Origin of the sequence: Mobilicoccus caccae, assembly GCF_030161635.1 — a bacterium.
GTDB classification, from domain to species: domain Bacteria; phylum Actinomycetota; class Actinomycetes; order Actinomycetales; family Dermatophilaceae; genus Mobilicoccus; species Mobilicoccus caccae.
Window position 1 is genome coordinate 974,391 of sequence record NZ_BSUO01000001.1, and the last position, 26,261, is coordinate 1,000,651.

A 26,261-nucleotide genomic window follows, 5' to 3' on the forward strand; every position below is an offset into this window, starting at 1 on the left:
CCCCGCGTCGGTTCAGCGGCGTCTGTGCGTCTCGACGAGGGCTGCGGGCACGATGGTGACCGGGAACGGCTCGGCGAGCGTCAGGGACTCCTCGCCTCGGACGGTACCGACCTGCGTGTAGGTGTCCCCGTCGAGATCCCAGGCGGTGATCGAGGCGGCGGCGTCGTCGGTGCCGGGGTCGACGACCCAGTACGAGGGGCAGCGGGCGACCTCGTAGCGCGCCTTCTTGAGGTTGAGGTCGACCAGGCGGGTACTGGGCGAGAGGATCTCGACGGCGAGCAGTGGCGACCCGTCGAGTCCGCGTCGGGTGAGTCGGTCCTGATGAGCGACGAGCAGGTCTGGCTGCACGGCGGTGTCCGGGGCGAGCCGGACGTCGAAGGGGGCGCAGAACACCTCGAGGTCCGGCGGGCAGGCGCGCTGGAGGAGGAAAGCGAGCCTCACCGAGGCGCGCTGGTGCCGCAGGAGGGGTGCGGGCGTCACGACGAGCGTTCCGTCGATGAGCTCGTACCGATTGCCGTCGTCAGGCATGGTGTCGAGGTCATCGACGGTCCAGGTGTGTCGTACGGGCAGTGTCGTCACAGTGCTCATGGTCGTCGCTCCGCGGGGTGGGGTCCAGGGGCATGGACCGATCGTCGTCCGCGGTGTGGGTGGCGTGGCGTCGTCATCCACAGCCATCCGGACTCACGCCCAATCGAGGAAATCCCGGATCCGCGCGACGGTGAGATCGACGAGGTCGGCGTCGTACTCGGGCAGGTGCCGTTCGGTGAACAGATGTCCCGAGCCGGGCTGCACGTGGTCCTCGAACATCGCCCCGGACAGCTCCACGGCCTGCTGCAGCCGGACGACGTGCTCGGGCTTCACCCAGTGGTCGTGCTCGAACCGGTGGATCTGCACGGGTATCCCGGGCCACGACGCACCCTCGCGGACCGGGTTGGTGTTGCCGAGGAGGATCAGGTGCCGCGTGCGGGGTCGCTCGGCGACGAGCCGGTGGGCGAACGAGGCGCCGAGGGAGAACCCGATCATCGAGACGTCCTCGGGGAGTCCGGCGATGTCACCGCGGACCCGGTCCAGCAGGGTGTCATACCCCATGGAGTCCCGGTATCCGATGCCGTCGGCCTCGGTGGTGAACACCCGGCCGCGGTAGTAGTCGGGTGCCACGACCTCGCGTCCGTCCGCCGACAGCGCGGCGACGACGGCCTGAACGCCACGGGTCAGGCCGTAGGCCGAGTGCAGGACGAGTACGGGAGTCCCCATCACTCGATGATGCCCTGCCCTGCCGGTCGAGGGCAGAACGGTTGCATACACGGGTGTGGCGGGCGCCGTTGCGCGACAACGGCGATGCCCTTCGCAGGCGGCATCGAAGAAGGCAGCGTTCTGGTCGTGATGACGACCGTTTCGCTGCAGTCTGCGATGCAGTCCGGGGTGTCGTCAGCGGGCGCGTTCCAGGAGGACCTTCGCCACGCGGTCGGCGGTGTGGCCGTCGCCGTAGGGGGTGCCGCGCTCGGACGTCGGAGCCTGGCGCACCGCGACGTCGGCGAGCTGCGTCAGGTCGTTGTCGAGGATGTTCCAGCCGCCCTCGAGGGTCTCGACCCACTCGGTCTCCGGGCGGATCGTCGTGCACGGCGTGCCGAGGAGGAAGGCCTCCTTCTGCAGGCCACCGGAGTCGGTGACGACGCCCGCCGCGCCCATGACCGCGCGCACCATCTGCGGGTAGGCCAGGGGAGAGGTGCCGTACAACGAGCCGCCCACGAGGTCCAGGCCGTGCTCCTTCGCCTTCGCGACCAGCCGCGGGTGGGCCAGCAGCACGACCGGCGCCGGCGCGGCCCGCAACGCCTCGAGGATGGCCCCGAGCCGCTCCTTCGTGTCGGTGTTGTCGGGCCGGTGGATCGTGGCCAGCAGGTACGGCTGCTCCAGATCGAGGCCCTCACCGAGCCCGGACACGTCGAGAGCCTCCGCCAGGGGAGTGCCGGCGACCGTGTCCCGCACCAGGTGACAGACGTCGGTCATGACGTCGCCGACCATGACGCTGCGCTCGGCCAGTCCCTCATGGGTGAGGTGCTTCATCGCCTCGTCGGTGGGCGCGAGGAGCAGATCGGCCGCGTGGTCGGTGAGCACCCGGTTGTGCTCTTCGGGCATCCGCCGGTTGAACGACCGCAGCCCCGCCTCCAGGTGGGCCACGGGCAGGTGCATCTTGACCGCGGACACCGCTGCCGCCAACGTCGAGTTCGTGTCGCCGTAGACCAGGACCCAGTCCGGCCGGTGCTCCTCCAGCACGGGGTCGAGCCCGGCGAGCATCGTGCCGGTCTGCACGCCGTGGCTCCCGGAGCCGACACCGAGGTGCACGTCCGGGTCGGGGATGCCGAGATCGGCGAAGAACACGTCCGACATCACCGCGTCGTAGTGCTGCCCGGTGTGGACGATGACGTGCTCCACACCGGCACCGGTGAGGGCGGTGGCGATCGGGCCGAGCTTGACGAACTGCGGGCGGGCGCCGACGACACTCAGGACCTTCATCTGTGACCTTTCACGAGCAGAACACGGGGCGACTGTAGGCTGGCCGACAGTGACGGCCGTGCTGACGTCGCCCATTCTGCCCCGACCACGTCGTCGCGGCAGGAGCCGCCACCGACACGGCTTCCCGTGTCGGCGCGTGAGGGGTGTGCGCAACAGCAGCGGCCGCCCGCACGAACGGACCCGTGACGTCGCGGGCCGTCGACGAACAGCGGTACGCCTGGAAGGGGCATCTCCGACATGACCGACTTCATCCCTCCTGCCAAACCCCTCATCGGCGATGAGGAGCGAGCGGCGGTCGACCGTGTGCTGCGCAGCGGCATGATCGCGCAGGGCCCGGAGGTCAAGGCGTTCGAGGAGGAGTTCGCCGCCCACTTCGGCCTGGGCCGTGAGTGCGTCGCCGTGAACTCCGGCACCTCGGGTCAGCACCTCGGGCTGCTCGCGGCCGGCGTGGGCGTCGGCGACGAGGTGATCGTCCCCTCGTTCACCTTCGCCGCGACCGCCAACTCCGTCGCCCTCACCGGAGCCACCCCGGTCTTCGCCGACATCGAGGAGGGCTCGTTCTGCCTCGACCCCGCGAGCGTTCGGTCGGTCGTCACCGAGCGCACCGTCGGCATCATGCCGGTGCACCTCTACGGTCACCCGGCGAACATGACCGGCCTGCAGGCCCTGGCCGAGGAGCTCGGCCTCAAGATCTTCGAGGACGCGGCGCAGGCGCATGGCGCGTCGTTGAACGGCACCCCCGTGGGCGCGTTCGGCACGTTCGGCATGTTCAGCCTCTACCCCACCAAGAACATGACCTCGGGTGAGGGCGGCATGGTCTCCTGCGTCGACGCCGAGACGGCGCGCCTGGTGCGTCTGTACCGCAACCAGGGGATGGAGAAGCAGTACCACAACGAGGTCGTCGGCCTGAACAACCGCATGACCGACATCCACGCCGCCATCGGGCGTGAGCAGCTCAAGAAGGTCGACGGCTGGACGCGGACCCGGCAGGAGAACGCCGCGTTCCTCTCGGCCAACATCACCGGCGTGACCACCCCGCCGGTCGCCGAGGGCGCCGTGCACGTCTACCACCAGTACACGGTGCGGGTGCCCGAGGGGCGCGACGAGTTCGCCGCCGCGCTCAAGAGCGAGTACAACGTCGGCTCGGGCATGTTCTACCCGGTGCCCAACCACGAGCTCGCGCCGTTCGCACAGAACGCCCACGCCGACCTGCCCGTCACGGCGAAGGCTGCGAAGGAGTGTTTGTCGCTGCCCGTGCACCCCAGCGTCGACCAGGCCGGACTCGAGCGCATCGTCGAGGCCGTCAACGCCCTCGCAAAGGCAGGTGCGTGATGGCGAACCTCCGCGCAGGCCTCATCGGCCTGGGGATGATGGGCCGCCACCACGGGCGCGTCCTCGCCGGACTCGAGGGTGTCGACCTCGTGGCCGTCGCCGATGCCAGCGGCCAGGACCCGCACGACGTCGCCAAGGGTCGGCCCCTGCTGACGACCGTCGACGAGCTCATCGGGCAGAACCTCGACTACTGCATGGTGGCCGTGCCGACGGCCTACCACGTCGACGTCGCGCTCGCGCTGGCCGAGGCCGGCGTGCACGCGATGATCGAGAAGCCGCTCGCCCGCGACACCCCCGGCGCCGAGAAGATCGCGCAGGCCTTCGAGAGCGCCGGACTCGTCGGTGCGGTCGGGCACATCGAGCGGTACAACCCCTCGCTGCAGCAGGCGCGGGCCCGCATCGAGAACGGTGATCTCGGCGACGTCTACCAGATCATCACGCGCCGGCAGGGCCCGTTCCCCGCGCGCATCGCCGACGTGGGCGTGGTCAAGGACCTCGCCACGCACGACATCGACCTCACGAGCTGGGTGCGTCAGCAGCCGTTCACCTCGGTGGCGGCGCGGACCGCGTTCCGCAGCGGGCGCGAGTTCGAGGACATGGTCGCCGTCACCGGTCAGCTGGCCGACGGCACGATCACCAGCCACCTGGTCAACTGGCTCTCGCCGTTCAAGGAGCGCGTCACCGTCATCACCGGTGAGAAGGGCGCCTTCGTCGCCGACACCCTCACGGCCGACCTCACGTTCCACGCCAACGGCAGCGTCAAGACCGAGTGGGAGGACATCGCCAACTTCCGCGGCGTGTCCGAGGGCGACGTCGTGCGGTACGCCATCGCCAAGCGTGAGCCGCTGCTGGTGGAGCACGAGAACTTCCGGGACGCGGTGCTGGGCAAGGACGCCGACATCGTCACCCTCAGCCAGGGACTGGCCACGGTGCGGGTGGCCGAGGCCGTCATCGAGTCCGCCGAGACGGGCCGCACCATCGACGTCTGAACCGGTTTCGGCCGGGGAAGGGCGCACGATCTGCATTTTCTCCCCGACCTCCTCGACACGCCCCTGACCTGCGGATTCGTCCGCGTGTCAGGGGTTCGTCGCATCCGGGGTCGGTGAGTCGCCGGTCAGGAGCGCGGCGAGCCCGCCGATGGGGATGGCGTGAAGTCGTCGACCGCAGCCCTCGTCCGTGTCCTCGTCGTCCCCGCCGTCGGACTCTCCTTGTGCCTCACCGACGGTGCCTCCGCCCCGGCCGCACACGCCGCCCCCACCGCCGCCGACCCGATCTCCACGCTGGGATCGGACGGCAAGATCACCTTCGAGGGTCGCGGCTTCGGCCACGGCCGTGGCATGAGCCAGTGGGGCGCCTACGGAGCCGCCGATGCCGGTCTGTCCTGGCGGCAGATCCTCGGGTTCTACTATCCCGGCGCCACCCAGGCCTCCCAACGTGATTCGGAGATGCGGGTCTGGATCTCGCGCGACAAGGACGGGGCCACGCAGGTGCCCCCGCAGGCGGGTCTGACCGCAACGGTCGGCCGCCAGGTGTACCGCCTCCCCACCGGGGCGAACTACACCGCATGGCGTGCGCTGCAGAGCGGCTCCACCGTGGCGCTGCAGCACCGCGACGCACGCGGCACGTGGCGCGCCTACCGGATCCCGACGACCACCGCCGTCGTGTTCTCCGCCGGCGGTCTGGTGTCGGTGACGATGCCGAACGGCCGGACCGAGCAGTACGCCGGCTCCGTCGTCGCCCGCTCCCAGGGCGGAAAGGTCATCACCGTGGTCAGCACGACCACCGAGCGGTACCTGCGCGGCGTCGTCCCCAACGAGATGCCGTCGTCCTGGCACGTCGAGGCCAACGCGGCCCAGTCGGTCGCCGCCCGCACCTACGCCTCCTCCTACCGGGCGCGACAGCGGGCCAAGGGCGCGGTGTGGGACATCTGCGACACCGTGACCTGCCAGGTCTACCGGGGTCAGGCCGAGGTCGTCGGCGGCACCCGGCGCGTTCTCGACGATGCGCGCGCGACCGCCGCCATCGCGGCCACTGCCGGCACCGTGCTGAAGACCCCCGGCGGCAACTTCGTCCACGCCGAGTTCTCGGCCTCCAACGGCGGGTACACGGTCAACGGGGGAGCGTTCTCGCAGGTCGCCAAGCCCGACCCCTACGACGGGCGCATGAAGAACCCGAACTCGGCCTGGACCCGGACCGTGAACGCCTCCGTGCTGGTCTCCCAGTTCGGTCTCGGGCAACTCCGGTCGCTGCAGGTGCTCGACCGCGACGGCCGGGGTGCCGAGGGTGGTCGTGCGAAGACGGTGCGTCTGATCGGCGCGAAGAGGACCGTGGACGTGAGCGGCACGAAGATGCGGCAGGTCCTCGGCCTGAAGTCCGACTGGTTCACGATCCGCACGCAGGACGGCGTCACCAAGCCGAGCCCCGGCGGGCGTCCGGCCGCGGGCACGAAGCCGCCGGCGCTGCCCGGCACGACCGCGATGTTCGCGGAGTGGAGCGGCGACCGGACCCTGGACCGGCTGACCATCCGGAGCGGGCGGTTGATGATGGACCGCGGCCGCGGCGGCGGCACGTACGGACCCCGCACCCCGGTCGCGGGCGCTCCGGCCGGCCTGGCGCGGATCGTCGGGGTCGGCGACGTCGACTACGACCGCCGCGCCGACGTGGTCGCGATCGACACGCGCAACCGCCTCGTCGTGCTCAAGGGCAACGGCAAGGGCGCCGTCACCAAGGCCCTCGTCCACGGCGGAGGCTGGAGCGCCTTCCGATCCCTGGAGCTGCGCGACGTCACCAAGGACCGGCGGGCGGACATCATCGCCACCCGCACCGACGGTCGTCGCCTGCTCTACGTCGGCACGGCTCGCGGCGTGGTCGTGGGGAAGGGCGCCTACACCGGTCGGTGAGATCACGGGGCGCGACGTCGGCGGGCGCCCCGGGAGTCGAATGAGGAGTTCTCGGGTGGTCCGGGACCGTCAGTGGTCCGCGCCGAGATTCCCGCTGAGCCGTGCGTGGCGCTCCTGGGAGGCCTGGTTGAGTCCGACGATCTCCACGGTCTTGCCCTTGGCGGCGTACTTCGTCTCGATGGCGTCGAGCGCGGCGACGGTGGAGGCGTCCCAGATGTGGGAGTCGGTGAGGTCGATGACGACACGGGCCGGATCGCCCGCGTAGTCGAACTGGTAGACGAGGTCGTTGCTGCTGGCGAAGAACAGCTCGCCGGCCACGCGGTAGCGCACGGTGTCGACCCGGCCGTCGTCGGTGGTGTCGCCCTCGAAGGTCTTCTCGACGTTCGCGAAGTGCGCCACCCGGCGGGCGAACACGACGAAGGCGACGTTGACCCCGGCGATGACGCCGTAGGCGAGGTTGTGGGTGGCGACGGTGACGACGACGGTGACGAGCATGACCAGGGTCTCGCTGTAGGGCATCCGGCGCAGCGTGGCGGGATGGATGCTGTGCCAGTCCAGCGTCGCCACCGAGACCATGATCATGACGGCGACGAGGGCCGCCATCGGGATGCGGCCGACGGCATCTCCCAGCCCGACGACGAGGATCAGCAGGAACACCCCGGCGAGGAAGGTCGAGATCCGGGTCCGGGCACCGGAGGCCTTCACGTTGATCATCGTCTGACCGATCATCGCGCACCCGCCCATGCCGCCGAAGAATCCGGAGGCGAGGTTGGCGATGCCGAGACCGCGTGCCTCCGTCGACTTGTTCGAGTGCGTGTCGGTGACGTCGTCCACCAACTTGGCGGTCATCAGCGACTCCAGCAGGCCGACAAGGGCCATGGCCAGGGCGAAGGGGCCGATGATCGTCAGCGTCTCGAGTGTGAGGGGGACGTTCGGGAGGAACAGCGACGGGAGGGAGTCGGGCAGGTTGCCCTGGTCGCCGACCGTGGGCACCTGCCAGGCGAAGACGACCGCAGCCGTCGTCAGCACGACGATCGTCACCAGAGGCGCCGGGACGAGATTCGTGAGCCGGGGAAGACCGAACAGGATGACCAGCCCGGCCGCCACGAGGGCGTACACCGACCGGGGGGCGTCCGTCAGGTGCGGGAGCTGTGCCAGGAAGATGAGGATCGCGAGGGCGTTGACGAAACCGACCATGACCATGCGGGGGATGAACCGCATGAGCCGGGCCACTCCGAGCACCGCCAGGACGATCTGCAGCACCCCGGCGAGCAGCACCGTGGCGATGAAGTAGTCGAACCCGTGCTCGCGGGCGACGGGGGCGATGACGAGGGCAACCGCCCCGGTGGCGGCCGTGATCATGGCCGGTCGCCCACCGACGATCGAGATCGTGACCGCCATGACGAACGAGGAGAAGAGACCGACCCGCGGGTCGACACCGGCGATGATCGAGAAGCTGATCGCCTCGGGGATGAGCGCGAGGGCGACGACGAGGCCTGCGAGGATCTCGGTCTTCAGTCGCCGGGGATCGCGCAGCGCGGCGCGGACGGACGTCTCTCCGGCGTCGGCGTCGGGCACGTAGGCCGACGGCGGTCGAGCGAGGATGTCGGGTTCGGACATGGGGCTCCGTTCGTGAGGACCTGCGCAGGCAGGACACGGCGTCGCGTGAGGGGAATCAGGTCTGGGATGTGGGTTCGGCGTCGCGAGACGCGGCCCGACTCAACTCTCACGCTACGTTAGAGTTGGGTTCCCTGAGAAATCTCACCGAATCCAGGTCGGGCGTCCGGTTTCGCGTTGCTCTCACCGCCAACCTCCCGTAACGTGAAGGTTGAATCTGACGGGGCGTCAGAGTTGACGTGCGACTGGTCGGGGAGTTCGCCTCGACGCCACGATCCTGGGGGAAATGTGCATGGTGACCATGACCGGTGAGGCGGCTCAGCGGGGCTCCGGCGTCGCCTCTTCGCCGCGGCGTGCCGACGCCCTGTCCGCGCTCTTCGATCCGAAGGCCAACAGCCTCAACAACCTTCGACTCATCCTCGCGACCCTCGTGGCCGTCGTGCACGCCTCGGCGATCCTCACCGGCAACCAGCCCCACTTCGGCGCGACCGAGGTCGGCTCGATGGCCGTCGACGCCTTCTTCGTCCTCTCCGGCTTCCTCGTGGCGAGTTCGTACGACCGGCTGGGGTCGTTCGTGCGCTACGCCTGGCACCGGTTCCTGCGCATCATGCCGCTGTTCTGGGTCGTGCTGGTGGTGACCGCGTTCGTCGTCGCACCGCTCATCGCGGCCCTCGAAGGGCGGCCCGCGACATCGGCCTTGACCGGGCCCAACCCCTCGTGGCGGTACGTCACCGACAACTTCCTCCTCTACATCGCGCCGCACAACTTCGGCGTGGCCGGGCTCCCCACGGGAACGGCGACTCCCGGGGTGGTCAACGGTGCCCTGTGGACCCTGTTCTACGAGGCCGTCTGTTATGTCCTCGTCGCCGTCATCGGTGTCCTCGGTCTCCTGCGGCGTCGTCGCTGGCTCGTGATAGCCGCGACCGTGGCCGTGGCGCTCGTGACGATCGGCAAGGAGTTCGGGGTCATCGATCCTCCTGCTCAGCTGTTCATCCGCTTCTTCCTCGTCTTCCTCCTGGGCACCCTCGCCTACATGTACGCCGACCGGTTGCCGATCACGGGAAGGTGGGCGCTGGTGTCCCTGGGCGTCCTCGCGGTCAGCCTGGCGTTCCTCACGGACTACCGCGCGTTCGGCGCTGCGGCCTTCGCCTATCTGTGCATCTGGGCCGTCGTGAAGACGCCCTTCCTGCGCCGGAGCCTTCCGTGGGATCTGTCGTACGGGATGTACGTCTTCCACTGGCCGACCGAGACGGTCCTCGTCGTCTCGGGAGTGGCCGGCGCTCTCGGGCTCGCGGGGTACACGGTCCTCGCGGTGCTCATCGCTGCGAGCCTGGCCTTCGTCTCGTGGAACGTCCTCGAGAAGCCGGCGTTGTCCCACAAGAGCGCGCCGCTGCCCTTCGACCGGAAGCGGCGATGAGCCGACCGGAGGAGTCGCAGGCCGCTGAGCCTGCACGGGTGGGGACGATGCAGATCGGCGAGGTGGCCGAATGCGTCGGCCTCAGCCTGCGCACGATCCGTCACTACGAGGACGTGGGCCTGCTCACTCCGGCCGGCCGGACCAAGGGCGGGTTCCGCCTGTACGACGACGCCGACTGCGCCCGGTTGCGCATGCTCAAGCACATGAAACCGCTGGAGTACTCTCTGGAGGAGATGCGCGACCTCGTCCGGGTCGTGGATGCGCTCGCGACGACGGCTCCCGGAGGCGGGCCCGAGGCCGAGCTCATCGATCGATTGGACATCTACCGCGAGGGGATCGACCAGCGGGCCCAACGGCTCGCCCGTCAACTGGACCAGGTGACGGACCTGCGCGGACAACTCGCCTCCCTGGTGGAGGAGCGGCGTCCGTCCTCGATCACCCGCCCCCAGGCGGGGTGACCCGTCGCGGCGCCGCCGCACCGACCATGACCGGAGGACCACCTGTGTCGTCGACGACGACCCTTCACGACATCGACCTGCCCGCCCGAGTGAAGCAGGAGGCGGCGCGCCGTCGCACCTTCGCGATCATCTCCCACCCCGATGCGGGCAAGTCGACCCTGACGGAGGCCCTCGCGTTGCACGCGGCGGCGATCGTCCGCGCCGGCGCCGTGCACGGCAAGCACGGCCGTCAGGGGGTGACCTCCGACTGGTTGGAGATGGAACGCGCGCGCGGCATCTCGATCACGTCCTCGGCGCTGCAGTTCACCGTGGGGGACGTCCACATCAACATGCTCGACACGCCGGGCCACGCCGACTTCTCCGAGGACACCTACCGCGTCCTCGCGGCCGTCGACTGCGCGGTCATGCTCCTCGACGCCGCCAAGGGGTTGGAGCCGCAGACCCTCAAGCTCTTCGAGGTGTGCCGAGCCCGGCGGATCCCGGTCATCACGTTCGTCAACAAGTGGGACCGGCCCGGCCTCGAGCCCCTCGCCCTGCTCGACGAGATCCACGCGCGCCTGGGGCTGGAGACGGTTCCCGTGACGTGGCCCGTCGGTGTCGCCGGCGACTTCCGTGGGGTCGTCGACCGCCGGACCGGCGGGATGGTCGAGTACGAGCGGACTCCGGGCGGGGTCACTCTCGCCCGGGAGCAGGACCTCTCACCGGAGGAGGCCGTGGCCCGTCACGGCGAGGACTGGGTGCGGGCCCGCGAGGAGCACGAACTCCTCGCTCTCACCGCCGAGGAGGATCGCGACGCCTTCCTGCGTGGGGAGTCGACGCCAGTGCTGTTCGGCGCCGCCGTCCTCAACATGGGAGTGGGTGCCCTGCTCGACCTGCTCGTCGACACCGCGCCCGCGCCCGCGCCGTGGCCGCTGATCGACGGGGGCGCGCGGGAGCTCGACGCCCCGTTCTCCGGGTTCGTCTTCAAGGTGCAGGCCGGCATGGACACCGCCCATCGTGACCGCCTCGCGTTCGTGCGCGTGTGCTCCGGCCGGTTCGAGCGCGGCATGCCGCTGGTCCACGCGGCCACCGGCCGGCCGTTCGTCTCCAAGTACGCCCAGAGCGTGTTCGGTCGGGAGCGGCACACCGTCGACGAGGCCTACCCCGGTGACATCGTCGGCCTGGTCAACGCGGCCGCCCTGCGGGTGGGGGACACCCTCTACGACGGGCCACCGGTCACCTTTCCGCCGGTGCCGCGGTTCTCCCCGGAGCACTTCCGGGTGGCGCGGGTGGCGGACGCGGGCCGGTCGAAACAGTTCCGGCGCGGGATCACCCAGCTCGACGAGGAGGGCGTGGTCCAGGTGTGTCACTCCGACGCTCGGGGCAGCGCCTCGCCGGTGCTGGCGGCCGTGGGCCCGATGCAGTTCGAGGTCGTCTCCCACCGGATGGCCTCGGAGTTCAACGCCCCCATCCGGCTGGAGGCCCTGCCGTACGAGATCGCGCGGCGCCCGGTCCCCGAGGTCGTCGGTGACGTCACCCGGGCCATCGGCGCGGAGGTGCTCGAGCGCACCGACGGCACGCTCATGGCGGTGTTCCGCGACAAGTGGCGGCTCGCGACGATCGAACGCGACCTGCCTCCCGGCTCCCTGCGGCCCCTGTTCGGTGAGGAGCACGTGGCGCCGTAAGTCGGTTCCTGTGCCTGTACCTGTATCGGTACAAGCTCAGCTGAGGTGGCGCACCTCGACGCCCATGTCGGTGAGCAGGGCGGCGACGCGCGCCTTGATCTCATCCCGGATCGGGCGGACCGCCTCGACGCCCTGACCTGCGGGGTCGCTGAGCACCCAGTCCTCGTACCGCTTCCCCGGAAAGATCGGGCAGGTGTCGCCGCAGCCCATGGTGATGACGGCGTCGGAGGCCTGCACGGCCTCGGTCGTGAGGAGCTTCGGCGTCTCGGCCGAGATGTCGATGCCCTCCTCGAGCATCGCCTCACGGACGGCGGGGTTGATGGTCTCGGCCGGGGCGGACCCGGCCGAGCGGACCTCCACGGCGCCGCCGGAGAGGTGGTGGGCGTAGGCCGCGCCCATCTGCGAGCGGCCCGCGTTGTGCACGCAGACGAACATGACGGACGGAGTACTCATCGGATTGCCCTTCGGTGGGTGATGTCAGCGGCCGTTCAGCAGGTCGCCGAGGAGGTGGGTGACGCGCACCTGGATGTCGTCGGTGATCTCGCGGACGGTGACGAGATCGGCACCCTCGGGGTCGGCGACGGGCCAATCCTCGTAGCGCCGTCCCGGGTGGTAGGGGCATTCGTCGCCGCATCCCATGGTGATGACGACGTCGGCTGCCAGCAAGACGTCCCGCGTCAACGGCTTGGGGAAGGCGTCGGGCAGGGGATGCCACGCTCGGCGAGCACCTGCACCGCCACCGGATTGATCTCCCCGGTCGGTTGGGAGCCGGCCGACCGGACGTTGACCCGGCCGCCGGAGAGGTGCCGGGCCAAGGCGGCCGCGATCTGCGAGCGGCCCGCGTTGTGGACGCAGACGAAGAGCAGCTCCGGCAACGGCTTGGCCTGACGCCCCTCCGCCTGGGCTCGCGCCACCAACTGCTCCTTGGCGAACCGTTCCACCAGGACCGGGAGATAGGTGGGCACCGTGTTGGTCGGTGCGAGGGCCGCGTGAGCGCCACGGACCGCTGCACGCACGGACGCCTCGTCGAACACGCCCTCGAAGCGACGGACGAGGTCGTCCGCCACGGCCTGATAACGTTCGGCATGCCCTGCCGGCTGCCCGGTGAGGTCGAGGGCGAGTGCCGTCACCCGCGCGAAGACGTCTTCGCGGATGAGCCGCATGCGCTCCTCGCCCTCGATGCCGCGCGTCGACGGCTCGTCGGTCTCCCACACCTCGATCGGGGCGGTGCCGGGGCGCTCGATGACGGCCTCGGTGCCGAGCACGATCACCCGGTCGACGGAGTCGAGCAGGGCGGGGTCGATCGGCTTGGTGAACTCGCCCTCCATGGACGCGCCGACCTCCTCCACCACTGCGCGCGAGGCCTTGTTGAGGGAGCCGCCGGGCCTGGTGCCGGCCGAATGGACGGTGATCGCCTCCCCGGCGATCTGTCGCATGAGGGCGGCGGCCATCTGCGACTTGCCGCCGTTCTTGACACACACGAAGAGGACGGAGGGAGTACTCATGGGATCTCCTGGAGGTCGACGATCGAGGACGTGCTCAGGGCGAGCAACGCGGCGGCCCCGACGGGTTCGTCGGCCAGCGCGGGCACGATCGCGACACGGCGTGCCTGGTCGTAGACGGTGCCCACGGGGCCGGTCTCGGCGGCGGCCCGCGCGGTCAGCAGGGGATCGGTCGGGGCGGCGGCGAACAGGCTGTGGTTGACGACCCAGGCCCACGGCTCGATGTCCGCGCGACGCAGGTCGTCCTGGAGGTCCGTCGCCTCGAGCACGGGGGTCGTCTCGGGCAGGGTGACGATGACGACCTTGGTCTGCGCCGGGTCCTGCAGGCGCATCAACGGGGTCGTGTAGTGGGCCGCCGCACCCATCTGACGCGCCATCTGCCGGTGATAGGAGCCGGTCGCGTCCATGAGGAGCAGGGTGTGCCCGGTGGGGGCCGTGTCCATGACGACGTAGTGCCTGCGGGAGGCCGCGACCGCCTTGGAGAACTGCTGGAAGACGGCGATCTCCTCCGTGCAGGGGGAGCGGAGGTCCTCCTGGAGCACCGCGCGTCCGGCATCGTCCAGACCCTTGCCCTGGGTGGCCATGATGCGGCCGCGGTAGTCAGCCACCGCCTGCTCGGGATCGATCCTCGAGGTCTCGAGCCCCTCGACGGCCTCGGGCAGGGCGCGGGTCAGATGCGCCGCCGGATCGGTCGTCGTGAGGTGCACTCGATGGCCGCGGGCGGCCAGCGCCACGGCGATGGCGGCGGCGATCGTCGTCTTGCCGACCCCGCCCTTGCCCATGCACATGATGAGACCGGTGTTCCCGTCGGCCTCGATGGCGTCCACCAGGTCAGGCAGGGAGGCATCGTCCGTAGCGGCGGCGGGCTCGGCAGAGGTGCGGACCGACGGAGCCCCGAGGCTGGTCTCCGCCGGGTTCGCGAGCAGGAGGCGCAGGGCGTCGACACCCATCGTGTCGACGGGCAGGAGGCCGATCTCGGTGCGGGACAACCCGGCGAGCGGCCCGGGCAACTCGGCCAGCGCACGCTGTTCGCGCTCGCGGAGTGCGGTGGCGAGCCGGTCGCCGCTGCCCGTCTCCGGCATGAGCGCGTTGATCACCAGGTGGGGCTCGCGCATCCCGACGTCGGCGAGTTCGGCACTGGTGCGGGCCACCTCGGCGAGGCTGCTCGGCTGCGCCCGGGCCACGAGCACGAGGCGGGTGAGGGCCGGATCGCCGAGGACCTCGACGGCACGGGCGTACTCGGTCCGCTGCCGTTCGAGCCCGGCCATGGGCCCGAGGCAGGAGGCGTCACCCTTGCCCCGGTCGAGGAACTCGGTCCACTCGCCGGGCAGCTGCAACAGGCGGATCGTGTGGCCGGTGGGGGCGGTGTCGAACACGACGTGGTCGAACCCGCGGGTGTCCTCGGTGTCACCGAGCAGGCCGGTGAACTCGTTGAACGACGCGATCTCGGTGGTGCACGACCCGGAGAGCTGCTCGGTCATCGACGCGATCTCCGGCTCGGGCAGCAGCCCGCGGACCGGGCCGATGATCCGCTCACGGTAGGCCTCGGCAGCCTGCTCGGGGTCGATCTCGAGCGCGGACAGGCCCGGGACGTCCGGGACGGGGGTGATGCGGTTGCCGACGCTCACCCCGAACACCTGGCCGACGTTGGAGGCCGGGTCGGTACTGGTCAGCAGGACCCGTCGGCCCTGCTCGGCGAGCGCGACAGCCGTCGCGCACGCCAACGACGTCTTGCCCACTCCGCCCTTGCCGGTGAAGAAGACGAACCGGGGGAGATCGTCGAGGAAGGGCGCAGACATCAGCAGCAGCCGCTCGTGGAGGTGCCGGGTGCCGAGGCCGCCGGCGAGGGGGAGCAGCATGCCGAGTCCTCGTCGGTGGAGGAGCAACACCCGTCGTCGGCGCCGGCCGCGGTGAGGCCGAGATCGCGGTGCGTGCTGTCCTGGCCGTTCGAGGTGTCGGCCGCGTCGGCGGACAGCCCTGCCCACCGCAGGAGTTCGCCCCGGTCGGGGTAGCGCCCGGTCAGCACGGTCACTCCGTCGACGAGGGTCAGCGGCAGCCCGGCCGAGCCCGCGACCTGGAGGAACGAGCGGACCGTCTCGTCCTCGGCGAAGGCCTGGGGGTCATTCGCGAGGTTGTGTCGCTGCAGTTCGCCACCGGCGTCGACGACGTGATCCAGGTCGGCCGTGAACGTGACGAGCCGCTGGTCGAGGTCGGGGCCGCACACGCCGGTGTTGCAGCACAGAGCGGGTTCGTAGACGTGGATCGCAGGCATGATGACCTCCTGATGAGCTCTCGGGTGGCCTGCGTGGTGGGTGTCAGCGGTGCGTCGTCGACGGGGTGTCGGTCGTGTGCGGGAATCGGCGGCGCAGCCACAGGCTGACGTAGACGAGCCCGACGAGCACGGGCACCTCGATGAGGGGTCCGACGACCCCGGCGAGGGCCTGCCCGGAGGTGGCGCCGAAGGTGGCGATGGCCACCGCGATGGCGAGTTCGAAGTTGTTGCCGGCGGCGGTGAAGGCCAGGGTCGTCGTCCGCTCGTACGTCATCCCGACCGCGCGGCCGAGCAGGTAGCCGGCGCCCCACATGATGCCGAAGTAGGCCAGCAGCGGCAGCGCGATCCGGACGACGTCGAGCGGGCGGCTCGTGATCTCCTCACCCTGGAGGGCGAAGAGCAGGACGATGGTGAACAGCAGACCGTAGAGCGCCCACGGGCCGATCCTCGGCAGGAATCGGTTCTCGTATCCCTCGCGGCCCCAGCGCTTCTCGCCGATCGTGCGCGAGAGGTACCCCGCGAGCAGCGGGATGCCGAGGAAGATGATCACACTCACCGCGATCTGCCACATCGACACGTCCAGCGCGGCCTGTTCGAGCCCGAGCCAGGCGGGCAGCACGGACAGGTAGAACCAGCCGAGGACCGCGAACATGAACACCTGGAAGATCGAGTTGAGCGCGACGAGGACGGCCGCCGCCTCCCGGTCGCCGCACGCGAGGTCGTTCCAGATGATGACCATCGCGATGCAGCGGGCCAGCCCGACGATGATGAGGCCGGTGCGGTATTCCGGCAGGTCGGGCAGCAGGAGCCAGGCGAGGGCGAACATCAGTGCGGGGCCGACGAGCCAGTTGAGCACGAGGGAGCTCACGAGCATCCGCGCGTCGCCCGTGACGGTGCCGAGGCGGTCGTAGCGCACCTTGGCCAGCGGCGGGTACATCATGACGAGCAGGCCGATGGCGATGGGGAGTGAGACCCCCTGCAGCTGAACGGCGGCCAGCGCCTCGCCGAGGCCCGGGACGAGCCGGCCGAGCAGCAGCCCGGCGACCATCGCGGCCCCGATCCAGACGGGCAGGAAGCGGTCGAGCGTGGACAGGCGTTGCGCGACGGGCGCGGATGTCGCGGTGCTGGTCATCGGAACCTCTCATCGACGGTTGTCGATACGAATCTTGAACCATGTATTGATGAGTGTCAATCAGTGGGCGTACGGTGGGAGCATGACCGCCCACGTCGCTCCCGCCTCCCGAGCGTCCGCCCCCGCCACGGCGCCGGCGGCCGCACCCGGGATCGACGACACGTGCTGCGCCGCGTCCGACGACGCGCTGATGGAGGCCGACCGAGCCGCCTGCCTCGCCGCGGTCTTCAAGGCGCTCTCCGACCCCACCCGGGTGCGTCTCGTCGGCTACCTCGCGTCGGCGCAGGGCGGCACGGTCTGCGCCTGTCACCTGCCCGATCGTCTCGGCATCAGCCAGCCGACGCTCAGCCACCACCTCAAGAAACTCACCGCGGCCGGCATCATCACCCGTGAGCAGCGGGGGCGGTGGGCGCACTACGCCGTCGTCCCCAAGGTGCTCGACGTGGCCCGCGACTACCTCGGCACGTCCATCGGCGACGCACGCTGCTGCTGACCATCGACCGGAACGCGGCGCGACCGTCACCCACCGGATCCTGAGCCGGTGCACGATCCTGCCCGACGACACGCACGACTCGAGCGGCCCCGCCGTGCACGTGTGCACCTCAGCCGCCGAGACAGGGCGCGTCGTCGGCCGCATCGTGAAGGGGCTGCTGAGGGAGGACGCGTTGTCGGCCTGCTGTCAGGACACGCCGTCGAGGTCGGCCATGAGGTCGGGGGAGAGGTCCAGCTCGGCGGCCGTCAGGGCCTGGTCCAGCTGGTCGAGCGAGCTCACGCCGAGGATCGGGCGGGCGACGGGAGTAGAGGCCAGCAACCACGCGAGGACGACCTGACCACGACTCGCGCCCAGACGATCGGCCACGTCGCTCAACGCGGAAAGGCGCCGCGTCGTCCCGGGGTGGTCGTACTCCTGCGGGAACGGGCGCTCGGGCCGGTCGTAACTGCCCTGCACCAGCGGTGAGTAGGCCCACAGCTCCAGGTCCGGGTTCTCGGTCAGGTAGTCGACGGTCTCGTCGGTGACGAATCCGAAGCGGTGATCCTTGCCTGGTACGACGACGTCAGGCCGCGGACGCACGTAGGACGTCGTGAGCTGCAGCAGCGAGAACGGCTCCCAACCGTCGCGGGCGGCGATGCCCCGAGCCCGCTCGACCCGCCACGTCGGGTGGTTCGACAGGCCGATGCGGCGCACGACCCCCTCACGCACGGCCCCGCCGAAGGCGGCGACGACGTCCTCCAGTGGGGTGCCGCGGTCCTCGCCGTGCGCCCAGTACACGTCGATCACGTCGACGCCGAGGCGCTCACGGCTGCGGTCGAGTTCGCGCGCGACCACCTCGGGCGCCAGACCCTCGACGACGGAGAACTCGCCTGGCGTCACCGGCTCCTGACCGACCTTGGTCGCGATGACGAGCTCCTCCCGGAGGCCGGGGTTGCTCGCCAGCCACCGCCCGATGACGGTCTCGCTCGTGCCGCCCGCGCCCGTCCCGCTCTGCCAGAACGCGTAACAGTTCGCCGTGTCCAGCGTGCGGCCGCCGGCCTCGACGAACCGGTCGAGCAGCGCGAACGACGTCGCCTCGTCGGTGCGGGTGCCGAAGTACATGGTGCCGAGCACGAGATCAGCCGGAGATGCCATGGCTCACACCGTAGTCCGACGCGTCGAGGGCCCCGACAACGGCGGACGGGCCCGGGGAGTCCCCGGGCCCGTCGACGAGCGGTGATGCGCCCGTGTCGGTCTCAGATGACCTCGGGCGCCGCCTGCAGGTCGACCGTGAGTGGCGCGCCCGTGCGTTCCTTGATCTCCTCCTCGGTGACGCCCTCGGCGAGCTCACGCAGGACGAGACCGTCCTCGGTGACGTCGATGACGCCGAGGTCGGTGATGATGCGCTGCACGACACCCAGGCCCGTGATGGGCAGGGTGCACTGCTCCATGATCTTCGCGCCGCCCTTCTTGTCGTTGTGCTCCATGAGCACGATGACCTTCTTGGCGCCGTGGACGAGGTCCATCGCCCCGCCCATCCCCTTGACCATCTTGCCGGGGATGATCCAGTTGGCGATGTCGCCGCGGACGCTCACCTGCATGGCGCCGAGGATGGCCGCGTCGACCTTGCCCGAGCGGATCATGCCGAAGCTCGTGGCCGAGTCGAAGATCGAGGCCCCCTTGCGCAGGGTGACCGTCTCCTTGCCGGCGTTGATGAGGTCGGGGTCGACCGCGTCCTCCGTCGGGTAGGCGCCGACACCCAACAGACCGTTCTCGGACTGCAGGACCAGCTCGACGTCGTCGTCGACGTAGTTCGGCACCATCGTGGGCAACCCGATGCCGAGGTTGACGTAGTCGCCGTCCTTGAGCTCCTTGGCGGCGCGGGCCGCCATCTGCTGACGGGAGAGTGCCATCACTTGCCTCCTTCGTTCGGCTCGCGGACGGTGCGCTTCTCGATGCGCTTGTCGGCGGCCTGTTCGGGGGTGAGGGCGACGACACGCTGGACGAAGATGCCCGGCAGGTGCACGTCGTCCGGGTCGATGTCGCCGGGCTCGACGAGCTCTTCGACCTCGGCGATGGTGATGCGTCCCGCCATGGCGCACGGCGGGTTGAAGTTGCGGGCGGCCGTGCGGAAGACGAGGTTGCCGTGCCGGTCACCCTTCCACGCGCGCACCAGCCCGAAGTCCGTGGTGATGGACTCCTCGAGCACGAACGTCTTCTCCTCGCCGTCCCACTCGAACACCTTGGTGTCCTTGGGCGGTGAGGTCAGCACGACCTCGCCCTCGCTGCCGTACCGCAGGGGCAGGCCACCCTCGGCGACCCACGTGCCCACCCCGGTCTGGGTGTAGAACGCCGCGATGCCGGAGCCGCCCGCCCGCATCTTCTCGGCCAGGGTGCCCTGGGGAGTCAGCTCGACCTCCAACTCGCCGTGGAGGTACTGCCGCTCGAACTCCTTGTTCTCACCGACGTAAGAGGCCTGGATGCGCCGGATCCGCTTGTCGCGGAGCAGGATGCCCAGGCCCCAGTCGTCGACGCCGCAGTTGTTGGAGACGATCGACAACTCGGAGACGCCGGAGTCGTGGAGGGCGGAGATCAAGGTGGAGGGGATGCCGCAGAGGCCGAAACCTCCGACCGACAGCATCGCTCCGTCGGGAATGTCGGCGACCGCTTCGGCCGCGCTGCTGACGACTTTGTCCATGCACGCGACTCTATCCATCCGCCGCGGCGGGCTCAGGCGGTAGGTCGAAGCCGGTTCGGACGGTGGCGCGCCCCGGGGGTCTCCCGTGTCGCCGCCCTGACGCACCTGACCTGTCGCTGACGGGGTGAAGGGGCGATCCGCACACCCTCCGACGCGGTCCTTTACTCAGCAACGACGCCGCCCGGCCGACGATGAAGACATCCCCCGCAAGGTGGCCGGGACGGTCACCGCAGCAGGCGTCTCACCTGCCATGCGCCGCCGAACTCCCGGAGACCTCACATGTCCACCGCCGCTCGACGCCTGCTCACCCTCGCCCTGGTCGGAGTCACGCTCGCCACGGGCGCCCCACCGGCCTTCGCCGACGACAGCCACGCCGACGAGGATCTGGTCCTTCGGGGTCCGTCCGCCGGCGTGTCCCAGGTGACCCTCGCCCAGGCCGTGACGGCGGTGCCGCGCCCGGCCGTGTCGCTGCCCGCCGCGCTCGACGCGCGGCCCACGTATCAGGCGGGGGTGTCGTGCGACCCCGTCGACCGCCCGGGATCCACCCGGCTCGGCCGGCTCCTCGTCGACACCTACGGCACCGGCTACTTCGGGGTGTCGCGCTACTGCAACGGATCCACCAGCGAGCACCACGAGGGGCGCGCCGTCGACTGGATGCTCGATGCGGCGAATCCCGCCCACGCGGCGGTGGCCGATGCCTTCCTCACCCAGCTGGTGGCCGCGGACGGCGCGATGGCCCGGCGCCTGGGCATCCAGTACGTCATCTGGAACCGCAAGACCTGGCGCGCCTACGCCCCCGAGCGCGGCTGGACGCCCTACACCGGCGCCAGCCCGCACACCGACCACATCCACATCTCGCTCACCTGGGACGGCGCCATGGCGCGCACCTCCTGGTGGACGGGCCGGGCCGTGACGACCCGCGACGTCGGGACGTGCCGGGTGTACGCCGGGCAGCCTGCGCCGCTGTACACCGGCGTGCGGACCAAGTCGTGCGCCGGCGGACTTCCTGCCGCGCCGCCCTCGACGCTGCCGGTCGTGGCCATCGGCTCCCGGGACGCGACGAACGTCAAGCGCGGGCAGAGCGCCCTCGGCATCACCGCGGACGGCGTCTTCGGCTCGGGCACCCAGCGCGCGGTGCTCGCCTACCAGCGCAGCTCCGGGCTGCCGCAGACCGGCGCGTTCGACAAGGCCACGTGGAACCGGCTCGTGCCCTCGGCCGTGACCGCTCCGCCCGTCACGTCTCCCGGCCCGACGACGCCCGCTCCGACGACGCCGTCCACGACGACGCGCCCCCCGGTCGCCTCACCGCCGAGGACCTCTCGCCCCACGACGACGCTGCGGGTTCCCGCCGCGGTCGTCCGGCCCCTGGCCGCGCACAAGCGCACGGTCCTGCGCGCCGGCGCCACGGGCACCGCCGTCCGCTCACTGCAGAGCACCCTGGGCGTGCGTGTCACCGGCCGTCACGACGCGGCGACGGTCGCTGCCGTCAAGCGCGTGCAGGCGCGGTGGAAGCTGCCGCAGACGGGCGTGGTCGACCTGCGCACCTGGAACCGGGTCGAACTGACGCGCTACCCCTGGCTCGGCTACACCGGCACGACGCTGCGATCAGGCTCGAAGGGCCCCGGGGTCGTCGCCCTGCAGCGGGCGCTCAAGGTCGGGGCGGACGGGCAGTTCGGTCCGCGCACGGCCCAGGCGGTGCGCGGGGTGCAGGCGCGGTACGGCCTGCCGGCCACGGGTGTCGTCGACGCCGCCACGTGGCGCGCGATCAGTCACGCGGCGCGCTGACACCCTCGCTCGCGAGGACGTCGGCGAACGCACCGGAGCCGGGATCGCCGCCCTGCTCGGCCTCCCACTGCGGGTCGGTGAGGACGATCGAGCCGCCCGCCGCCCAGGTCGAGGCGGCGGCGCGCAGCACCTCGGGCAGGGGGAGTGATGCCGACAGGTGCACCCGCGCATCGCTCGCCGGCGACACCAGCTCGCCGTACGTGAGGTCGATCGAGCCGGTCACGGCCGGATCGTCCGCGCTCGCACTGTCGTAGGGCTCCATCTCGTCGGCGTAGGTGAGGAGCACGGCCGCCTCGTCGATCACCCCGGGCGGCAACGCGACCGGACTCGTGCGGGCCAACGCCGCACGGGTGAGCGCGACGACGGCGTCCGGCGTGGTGGTGTCGAACTCACCGGCGGCGATGCGGGACCCGTCGGCCACGACGATGTCGGCAGCGACGTCGATGCCTGCAGTGACGTCGGTGGCGCTCTCACCCGACTCGTCGACGACGACGGTCGCGCCGAGGGTCCACGTGCCGAGAGCCCACGCGAGCAACCGCCAGTGCGGGGCTCCCACGAGGAGCACGCGCGTGCCGACCTCGGCGTCGAGGTCCTCCTGGAGGAGGTCGGCCACCTTGGAGGCCCACGTCGCGAGCACGCGACCGGAGAGTTCGATGCGCTCGCCGGGGGCGTACCAGATGAGGCGAGGGCGGGCCGACTCCCCGGAGCGCAGGAGGCTGACGAGGGAGTCCGGACGGACGGCTGCAGGCATGACCCCTTGCTACGTCACGGAGGTCACGAAGAGCAAGACGAACGGGACGCGCCGACCAGACACGCCTCGGACAGCAGGGAATGTCCGAAACAGCCGCGCACGCGCTACGGTCTCGTCCTCGCCCACTGTCCGAGATCGGATCTCCGGGGCGAGGAGGGGAGGGACGCGGCGTCGTGAGCATCGACCGACCCCACCACCGCTCCGGAGACGCCGCCGATCTCATTCCTGACGCAGACCCGGTGCCGGGCGCCTCGGACGCGTCCGCTGCCGACGCCCCCGCCCACGACGCCTCGGTTCATGACACCCCTCCAGGCCCGGACGCGGAGCGCGTGTGGCGGCCGGGGAGGCCGGTGGATCTGGGGGCGACGCTCGGCGGCATGCGGCGCGGCTCGGGAGACCCGACGTGGCGCCGGCTCGGCGACGGATTCGCCAAGGCGTGGCGCACCCCGGCCGGTGACGTGACGGTCCGGTTCGCGACCCGGCCCGCCGACGGTGAGGTCGTGGTGTCGGCCTGGGGTCCTGGCGCGGAGTGGGTGTGCGATCGGACCCCGGTGATCCTCGGCGCCGACGACGACGTGTCCGGTTTCGTCCCGCGGCACGACGTGGTGGCCACGCTCTGGCGGCGTCACCCCGGCTGGCGCGTGCCGTGCACGGGTCTGGTGATGGAGTCGCTGGTCCCGGCCGTCCTCGAGCAACTCGTCACCGGCACCGAGGCGTTCGGCGGCTACCGCTATCTCGTGCGTCGCCACGGGGAGGCTGCTCCCGGCCCGTTCGGCCTGGTCCTCGCGCCCACCCCACGTGGGTGGAGCCGGATCCCCTCCTGGGAATGGGCGAAGGCGGGAGTCGACGGCAGCCGCGCCGAGACCGTCCTGCGCGCCGCCACGCGCGCCGGCCGTCTCGAGGAGTCCGTGACTCTCGGGGCGGTCACGGCCCGCCGCCGGCTGCAGTCGATCCGGGGGATCGGGGTCTGGACGGCCTCGGAGGTGCTGCACCGGGCGCTCGGTGACGCCGATGCCGTCAGCTTCGGCGACTACCACGTCGCCAAGAACATCGGCTGGGCGCTGCTCGGGGAGCAGATCGACGACCACGCACTGGCCGAGTTGCTCGAACCGTATGCGGGACACCGCTACCGGGTGCAGCGCCTCATCGAGCTGGGCGGTATCCACCGACCCCGCCGAGGTCCGCGCATGTCAGTGCGTACCCACACCCCCTCCGTCGTGCGCCGCTGACCCCGGGCCACCTGCGCATCTCCGCCGGATACGCCACGGCAACCCCTCTCGACCAGGAAGTGCACCGACCTCCTGAGCCTGCCCTTGGGGCCTCCGGTCCGGACGTCGCTCTCCAGTTTCAGGTGCTTGTGTCCCCCAGGAAGGCGACCAGTGCGCTGGTGCCCTCTGGTGTCGCGTCATGGCTCACCGGGGTGCTCAGGACGCCCTCGAGAGCGAGGGCAGCGACGAGGCGGCCGATCGCGGTGCCGAGGGTCAGGTCGTCGGGGGCGTCCAGACGGACCCCGACCTGCAGCACTGTCGCCGCGACTCGCGAGGGGTCGATCGTCGTCGAGACGCGTCGTCTCACCGGATGCCACTGCGACACCTCGGCGAACGGGCGCAACGCCAACCGGCAGGCGCGCGCCACGCGCTCCTCGACGGGGTCCGGAGTTCCCCGCCGGTCGGCAGGCCGACCTCGATCGCCTCCGCGGTCCCCGGTTGCACGCCGAGCGCGGCCCGCGCCGACTCGTAGCGTCCGGTCCAGTCGTCGCCGTTCGCCGTGGCCGGAATCCCCGACGCCTGCGCAGCGGGCGCCGACGCAGCGGCCGCCGGACCCGTGATGAGGACGGCCGGGGCGTCCGTCAGTGACAGCACGGCCGCGGTCGCCGGGGCGGCGATCCCGTGCTGCGCGAGCATCACCGGCACTCCGGTCGGTGTGGCCCGCGAGGCGAGCAGCACCGCCACGATCCCCTCGTCGCCGAGCACGGTCCAGAGGTCCGCCGCTGCCTGCTGCGGGTCCTCGGGAGGAAAGGCGAGCTGCGGGTCGGCCGTCGTGACGGTGGCTCCGGCATCGAGGAGTTCGGCCTCGCCGACGCGGACGAGCCGTCTGATCCCGGCCTCGTCGAGGAGTTCGGCGACGACCGCTCCACCGCGTCGCACGACCTCGACGACCCGGTGTCGGGTCGGCACCCGGGGTCCGATCGCGGCGGCGTCGACGACGAGGACGGCCGGTCCTCCTGCGGAGACGCGCGCTCGCCGGGCGGCCTCGATGATCTCCTCGGGGGAGGCGCCGGTGAGCGGCCGCAGAACGGTGCTCTCGGCAGCGGCCGACTCCTCGACCCTCACCGTGTCGTCGAGGTTCTCCGGCCGGTCGGTGGTCACCGGCGGCCTCCTGCGAGGCGTCCTGCCAGGGAGATCGCGTCGTCCGCGATCGCCCGCGGGTCCGAGGTGCACCCGGCGAGCGTGATGTCGGAGCGCCCCAGATCGAGGTCGGCCGGCTCGTCCTCGGGGACGAGATACCCGTCGAGGATGTCCTCGAACAGGCGGGCCATGTCTCTGGAGGTGTAGTCGAGGTTCAGAGTTGTGAGCGTCTCCTCCTCACCCCCACGAGGCGGAAGGAGCGCCGGGCTCACCCCGATGACCGGGGCCGTGGTTCCGCGCAGGGCGTCGCGCAGGCCCGGCAGGCCGAGCATGACGCCCAGGCCGGTGACGGGCATCGTCAGCGGGACGATCACCGCGTCGGCGGACCGGACGGCGTCCAGCACTCCGGGCGCCGGGTGGGCGGAGCCGAGCCCCGCGGCGGTCACGCCGACGGGCGCCTCCGACCTCTCCCTCCGAGCCGCCCACTCCAGGGCGTGGACCCCGCGTCGCTCACCCTCGCCCTCGAGGACGACGTGCGCCTCGATGGGGGAGTCGCTCATGGGCACCAGGCGCACCGGCCCCGGGCCGGTCATCCGCGCGCAGACCTCGGTCAGCGTGAGCCCCGCCCCCAGCCACCGGCTGCGGGCGATGGCGGCGGCGAAGGTGGCGTCGTCGAGGGGGTACCACTCCGGTGCCGCGTCGAGCCGTCGCAGCCGCTCGTAGACGGCGTGAGACTCCCGGTCGTCGCCGGCGCCGCCACCGTCGAAGCTCGGGCCGACGAGCGCGGCAACGGCGTCCAGATCGGGACAGAACCGGAGCCCGCAGAGGGTGATGTCCTCCGAGGTGCACCCGATCACGGTGAGCTCCACAGGCGGGTCGGGGTGGTCGGTGACGACAGGGGTCGCCGAGCCCTCGGCGCCCGCGGGCGACGTGGCCGACGAGGCCTGCGATGTCGTGAGAAGGTCGACGAGGCCGCGGACGACGTGCTGACCGCCGGGACCACAGGCGAGTGCGGTGAGCTGCATGGAGGTCAGTCTGTCATCGGTCACTCCGGTCGCCGCCGGTGTCCGACGGGCATGGTCGGGGCGTCTCCGATGGGTCGTTCTCGAGCCGGCTGCCGGTGAGGTCACGGCCCGATCAGGGGCGCCACACTGACCACAGGCGAGGCCCGCGAAATCGGCTTATGGATCACTTGACCAGGTCATACGTTCAGGAACGAAAGCCTTACAGGCTAAGCATCACCGGCTTGACTTCCCGGGATGACACGCGTGTAATTCTGCGTGTCGTCGCTCTCCGCGTCGGAGGATGAAACCCAGATGGTTTCATTCCCGGTCGGAGCGGTTCCTGGGGGAGGGGCCACGGCGCCGGCGGCCGCTTCGGCGGCACGGCCTAGCAGCAG

Annotated in this window: 26 protein-coding genes; 9 read left to right on the forward strand and 17 right to left on the reverse strand. The window is 70.9% G+C overall.

Going from position 1 to position 26,261, the window contains the following annotated elements:
• Positions 1–12: 12 nt before the first annotated feature.
• The 3 genes from QQK49_RS04825 to wecB all read right to left on the reverse strand — a co-directional run bounded on the left by QQK49_RS04825 (position 13) and on the right by wecB (position 2,514).
• Entirely contained in the window at positions 13–588 is a 576-nt protein-coding gene (locus QQK49_RS04825; RefSeq protein WP_284302960.1) for a Uma2 family endonuclease, read from the reverse strand.
• 93 nt (positions 589–681) lie between these two features.
• A complete protein-coding gene (locus QQK49_RS04830) occupies positions 682–1,254 on the reverse strand; it encodes a dienelactone hydrolase family protein (protein ID WP_284302961.1) in 573 nt (190 codons plus the stop codon).
• A gap of 174 nt (positions 1,255–1,428) precedes the next feature.
• On the reverse strand, positions 1,429–2,514 hold the full coding sequence (gene wecB, locus QQK49_RS04835) for a non-hydrolyzing UDP-N-acetylglucosamine 2-epimerase (protein ID WP_284302962.1): 1,086 nt from the start codon (positions 2,512–2,514) through the stop codon (positions 1,429–1,431).
• Between the two features lie 237 nt (positions 2,515–2,751).
• Here wecB and QQK49_RS04840 point away from each other — a divergent pair, with 237 nt between their 5' ends.
• From QQK49_RS04840 to QQK49_RS04850, 3 genes are all read left to right on the forward strand, one after another.
• Positions 2,752–3,846, forward strand: a complete 1,095-nt coding sequence (locus QQK49_RS04840) for a DegT/DnrJ/EryC1/StrS family aminotransferase (RefSeq protein WP_284302963.1) — start codon at positions 2,752–2,754, stop codon at positions 3,844–3,846.
• On the forward strand, positions 3,846–4,835 hold the full coding sequence (locus QQK49_RS04845; protein ID WP_284302964.1) for a Gfo/Idh/MocA family protein: 990 nt from the start codon (positions 3,846–3,848) through the stop codon (positions 4,833–4,835). The genes QQK49_RS04840 and QQK49_RS04845 overlap by 1 nt, the downstream gene beginning before the upstream one ends.
• Before the next feature lie 159 nt (positions 4,836–4,994).
• Positions 4,995–6,746: a SpoIID/LytB domain-containing protein gene (locus tag QQK49_RS04850; RefSeq protein WP_284302965.1), complete on the forward strand. Its 1,752-nt coding sequence runs from the start codon at positions 4,995–4,997 to the stop codon at positions 6,744–6,746.
• 69 nt (positions 6,747–6,815) lie between these two features.
• On the opposite strand, the gene QQK49_RS04855 is transcribed toward QQK49_RS04850, so the two are convergent.
• Complete coding sequence (locus QQK49_RS04855) at positions 6,816–8,366, reverse strand: SulP family inorganic anion transporter (protein ID WP_284302966.1); 1,551 nt, start codon at positions 8,364–8,366, stop codon at positions 6,816–6,818.
• Between the two features lie 283 nt (positions 8,367–8,649).
• Here QQK49_RS04855 and QQK49_RS04860 point away from each other — a divergent pair, with 283 nt between their 5' ends.
• Genes QQK49_RS04860 through QQK49_RS04870 form a run of 3 tightly spaced genes read left to right on the forward strand, consistent with a single transcriptional unit; the run spans position 8,650 to position 11,902 of the window.
• Complete coding sequence (locus QQK49_RS04860) at positions 8,650–9,780, forward strand: acyltransferase family protein (protein ID WP_284302967.1); 1,131 nt, start codon at positions 8,650–8,652, stop codon at positions 9,778–9,780.
• 47 nt (positions 9,781–9,827) lie between these two features.
• The gene (locus tag QQK49_RS04865) at positions 9,828–10,238 is read left to right on the forward strand and encodes a MerR family transcriptional regulator (protein WP_284305824.1); all 411 of its coding nucleotides are present in this window, start codon (positions 9,828–9,830) and stop codon (positions 10,236–10,238) included.
• Between the two features lie 44 nt (positions 10,239–10,282).
• Complete coding sequence (locus QQK49_RS04870; RefSeq protein WP_431310509.1) at positions 10,283–11,902, forward strand: peptide chain release factor 3; 1,620 nt, start codon at positions 10,283–10,285, stop codon at positions 11,900–11,902.
• A gap of 36 nt (positions 11,903–11,938) precedes the next feature.
• Here QQK49_RS04870 and QQK49_RS04875 read toward each other — a convergent pair whose 3' ends face one another.
• The 6 genes from QQK49_RS04875 to arsB are packed head-to-tail and all read right to left on the reverse strand — an operon-like array spanning position 11,939 to position 16,808.
• Complete coding sequence (locus QQK49_RS04875) at positions 11,939–12,355, reverse strand: arsenate reductase ArsC (RefSeq protein WP_284302969.1); 417 nt, start codon at positions 12,353–12,355, stop codon at positions 11,939–11,941.
• A 24-nt stretch (positions 12,356–12,379) separates the two neighbouring features.
• Positions 12,380–12,568: a low molecular weight phosphatase family protein gene (locus QQK49_RS04880; protein WP_284302970.1), complete on the reverse strand. Its 189-nt coding sequence runs from the start codon at positions 12,566–12,568 to the stop codon at positions 12,380–12,382.
• Between the two features lie 11 nt (positions 12,569–12,579).
• Entirely contained in the window at positions 12,580–13,407 is an 828-nt protein-coding gene (locus QQK49_RS22585; protein ID WP_348536087.1) for an arsenate reductase/protein-tyrosine-phosphatase family protein, read from the reverse strand.
• Positions 13,404–15,263, reverse strand: coding sequence for an arsenical pump-driving ATPase (gene arsA / locus QQK49_RS04895; RefSeq protein WP_284302971.1), 1,860 nt, complete (start codon positions 15,261–15,263; stop codon positions 13,404–13,406). The genes QQK49_RS22585 and arsA overlap by 4 nt, the downstream gene beginning before the upstream one ends.
• Positions 15,203–15,676 (reverse strand): arsenite efflux transporter metallochaperone ArsD, encoded by a 474-nt coding sequence (gene arsD / locus QQK49_RS04900; RefSeq protein ID WP_284302972.1) that lies wholly within the window; start codon positions 15,674–15,676, stop codon positions 15,203–15,205. The genes arsA and arsD overlap by 61 nt, the downstream gene beginning before the upstream one ends.
• A gap of 43 nt (positions 15,677–15,719) precedes the next feature.
• Positions 15,720–16,808 (reverse strand): ACR3 family arsenite efflux transporter, encoded by a 1,089-nt coding sequence (gene arsB, locus QQK49_RS04905; protein WP_284302973.1) that lies wholly within the window; start codon positions 16,806–16,808, stop codon positions 15,720–15,722.
• A gap of 82 nt (positions 16,809–16,890) precedes the next feature.
• Here arsB and QQK49_RS04910 point away from each other — a divergent pair, with 82 nt between their 5' ends.
• Positions 16,891–17,301, forward strand: a complete 411-nt coding sequence (locus tag QQK49_RS04910) for an ArsR/SmtB family transcription factor (protein ID WP_284302974.1) — start codon at positions 16,891–16,893, stop codon at positions 17,299–17,301.
• Positions 17,302–17,487: 186 nt separating this feature from the next.
• Here the strand turns inward: QQK49_RS04910 and QQK49_RS04915 are convergent, their stop codons facing one another.
• The 3 genes from QQK49_RS04915 to QQK49_RS04925 form a co-directional block, all read right to left on the reverse strand.
• Positions 17,488–18,435, reverse strand: a complete 948-nt coding sequence (locus QQK49_RS04915; protein ID WP_284302975.1) for an aldo/keto reductase — start codon at positions 18,433–18,435, stop codon at positions 17,488–17,490.
• Positions 18,436–18,536: 101 nt separating this feature from the next.
• A complete protein-coding gene (locus QQK49_RS04920) occupies positions 18,537–19,193 on the reverse strand; it encodes a CoA transferase subunit B (RefSeq protein WP_284302976.1) in 657 nt (218 codons plus the stop codon).
• Entirely contained in the window at positions 19,193–19,978 is a 786-nt protein-coding gene (locus QQK49_RS04925; RefSeq protein WP_284302977.1) for a CoA transferase subunit A, read from the reverse strand. Before QQK49_RS04925 ends, QQK49_RS04920 begins: the two co-directional genes overlap by 1 nt.
• 279 nt (positions 19,979–20,257) lie before the next feature.
• Between QQK49_RS04925 and QQK49_RS04930 the strand changes: the two genes are divergently transcribed.
• Positions 20,258–21,763, forward strand: a complete 1,506-nt coding sequence (locus tag QQK49_RS04930) for a peptidoglycan-binding domain-containing protein (RefSeq protein ID WP_284302978.1) — start codon at positions 20,258–20,260, stop codon at positions 21,761–21,763.
• Here QQK49_RS04930 and QQK49_RS04935 read toward each other — a convergent pair.
• Positions 21,744–22,514 (reverse strand): TIGR03089 family protein, encoded by a 771-nt coding sequence (locus QQK49_RS04935; protein ID WP_284302979.1) that lies wholly within the window; start codon positions 22,512–22,514, stop codon positions 21,744–21,746. The genes QQK49_RS04930 and QQK49_RS04935 overlap by 20 nt on opposite strands.
• Before the next feature lie 173 nt (positions 22,515–22,687).
• Here QQK49_RS04935 and QQK49_RS04940 point away from each other — a divergent pair, with 173 nt between their 5' ends.
• Entirely contained in the window at positions 22,688–23,743 is a 1,056-nt protein-coding gene (locus tag QQK49_RS04940) for a DNA-3-methyladenine glycosylase family protein (RefSeq protein ID WP_284302980.1), read from the forward strand.
• Between the two features lie 118 nt (positions 23,744–23,861).
• Here QQK49_RS04940 and QQK49_RS04945 read toward each other — a convergent pair whose 3' ends face one another.
• From QQK49_RS04945 to QQK49_RS04955, 3 genes are read right to left on the reverse strand one after another with little or no spacing between them, the layout of a single operon-like run.
• Positions 23,862–24,089 (reverse strand): hypothetical protein, encoded by a 228-nt coding sequence (locus QQK49_RS04945; RefSeq protein WP_284302981.1) that lies wholly within the window; start codon positions 24,087–24,089, stop codon positions 23,862–23,864.
• Positions 24,086–24,883, reverse strand: coding sequence for a hypothetical protein (locus QQK49_RS04950; protein ID WP_284302982.1), 798 nt, complete (start codon positions 24,881–24,883; stop codon positions 24,086–24,088). Before QQK49_RS04950 ends, QQK49_RS04945 begins: the two co-directional genes overlap by 4 nt.
• On the reverse strand, positions 24,880–25,887 hold the full coding sequence (locus QQK49_RS04955) for a 2-phospho-L-lactate transferase CofD family protein (protein WP_284302983.1): 1,008 nt from the start codon (positions 25,885–25,887) through the stop codon (positions 24,880–24,882). Before QQK49_RS04955 ends, QQK49_RS04950 begins: the two co-directional genes overlap by 4 nt.
• Positions 25,888–26,261: the final 374 nt, after the last annotated feature.

Excerpts from the sequence above, each read along its gene's own strand:
- QQK49_RS04825 (WP_284302960.1), bottom strand. The coding sequence starts at position 588 with ATGAGCACTGTGACGACACTGCCCGTACGACACACCTGGACCGTCGAT.
- QQK49_RS04830 (WP_284302961.1), bottom strand. The coding sequence starts at position 1,254 with ATGGGGACTCCCGTACTCGTCCTGCACTCGGCCTACGGCCTGACCCGT.
- wecB (WP_284302962.1), bottom strand. The coding sequence starts at position 2,514 with ATGAAGGTCCTGAGTGTCGTCGGCGCCCGCCCGCAGTTCGTCAAGCTC.
- QQK49_RS04840 (WP_284302963.1), top strand. The coding sequence starts at position 2,752 with ATGACCGACTTCATCCCTCCTGCCAAACCCCTCATCGGCGATGAGGAG.
- QQK49_RS04845 (WP_284302964.1), top strand. The coding sequence starts at position 3,846 with ATGGCGAACCTCCGCGCAGGCCTCATCGGCCTGGGGATGATGGGCCGC.
- QQK49_RS04855 (WP_284302966.1), bottom strand. The coding sequence starts at position 8,366 with ATGTCCGAACCCGACATCCTCGCTCGACCGCCGTCGGCCTACGTGCCC.
- QQK49_RS04860 (WP_284302967.1), top strand. The coding sequence starts at position 8,650 with ATGTGCATGGTGACCATGACCGGTGAGGCGGCTCAGCGGGGCTCCGGC.
- QQK49_RS04865 (WP_284305824.1), top strand. The coding sequence starts at position 9,828 with ATGCAGATCGGCGAGGTGGCCGAATGCGTCGGCCTCAGCCTGCGCACG.
- QQK49_RS04875 (WP_284302969.1), bottom strand. The coding sequence starts at position 12,355 with ATGAGTACTCCGTCCGTCATGTTCGTCTGCGTGCACAACGCGGGCCGC.
- QQK49_RS22585 (WP_348536087.1), bottom strand. The coding sequence starts at position 13,407 with ATGAGTACTCCCTCCGTCCTCTTCGTGTGTGTCAAGAACGGCGGCAAG.
- arsA (WP_284302971.1), bottom strand. The coding sequence starts at position 15,263 with ATGCTGCTCCCCCTCGCCGGCGGCCTCGGCACCCGGCACCTCCACGAG.
- arsD (WP_284302972.1), bottom strand. The coding sequence starts at position 15,676 with ATGCCTGCGATCCACGTCTACGAACCCGCTCTGTGCTGCAACACCGGC.
- arsB (WP_284302973.1), bottom strand. The coding sequence starts at position 16,808 with ATGACCAGCACCGCGACATCCGCGCCCGTCGCGCAACGCCTGTCCACG.
- QQK49_RS04910 (WP_284302974.1), top strand. The coding sequence starts at position 16,891 with ATGACCGCCCACGTCGCTCCCGCCTCCCGAGCGTCCGCCCCCGCCACG.
- QQK49_RS04915 (WP_284302975.1), bottom strand. The coding sequence starts at position 18,435 with ATGGCATCTCCGGCTGATCTCGTGCTCGGCACCATGTACTTCGGCACC.
- QQK49_RS04920 (WP_284302976.1), bottom strand. The coding sequence starts at position 19,193 with ATGGCACTCTCCCGTCAGCAGATGGCGGCCCGCGCCGCCAAGGAGCTC.
- QQK49_RS04925 (WP_284302977.1), bottom strand. The coding sequence starts at position 19,978 with ATGGACAAAGTCGTCAGCAGCGCGGCCGAAGCGGTCGCCGACATTCCC.
- QQK49_RS04930 (WP_284302978.1), top strand. The coding sequence starts at position 20,258 with ATGTCCACCGCCGCTCGACGCCTGCTCACCCTCGCCCTGGTCGGAGTC.
- QQK49_RS04935 (WP_284302979.1), bottom strand. The coding sequence starts at position 22,514 with ATGCCTGCAGCCGTCCGTCCGGACTCCCTCGTCAGCCTCCTGCGCTCC.
- QQK49_RS04955 (WP_284302983.1), bottom strand. The coding sequence starts at position 25,887 with ATGCAGCTCACCGCACTCGCCTGTGGTCCCGGCGGTCAGCACGTCGTC.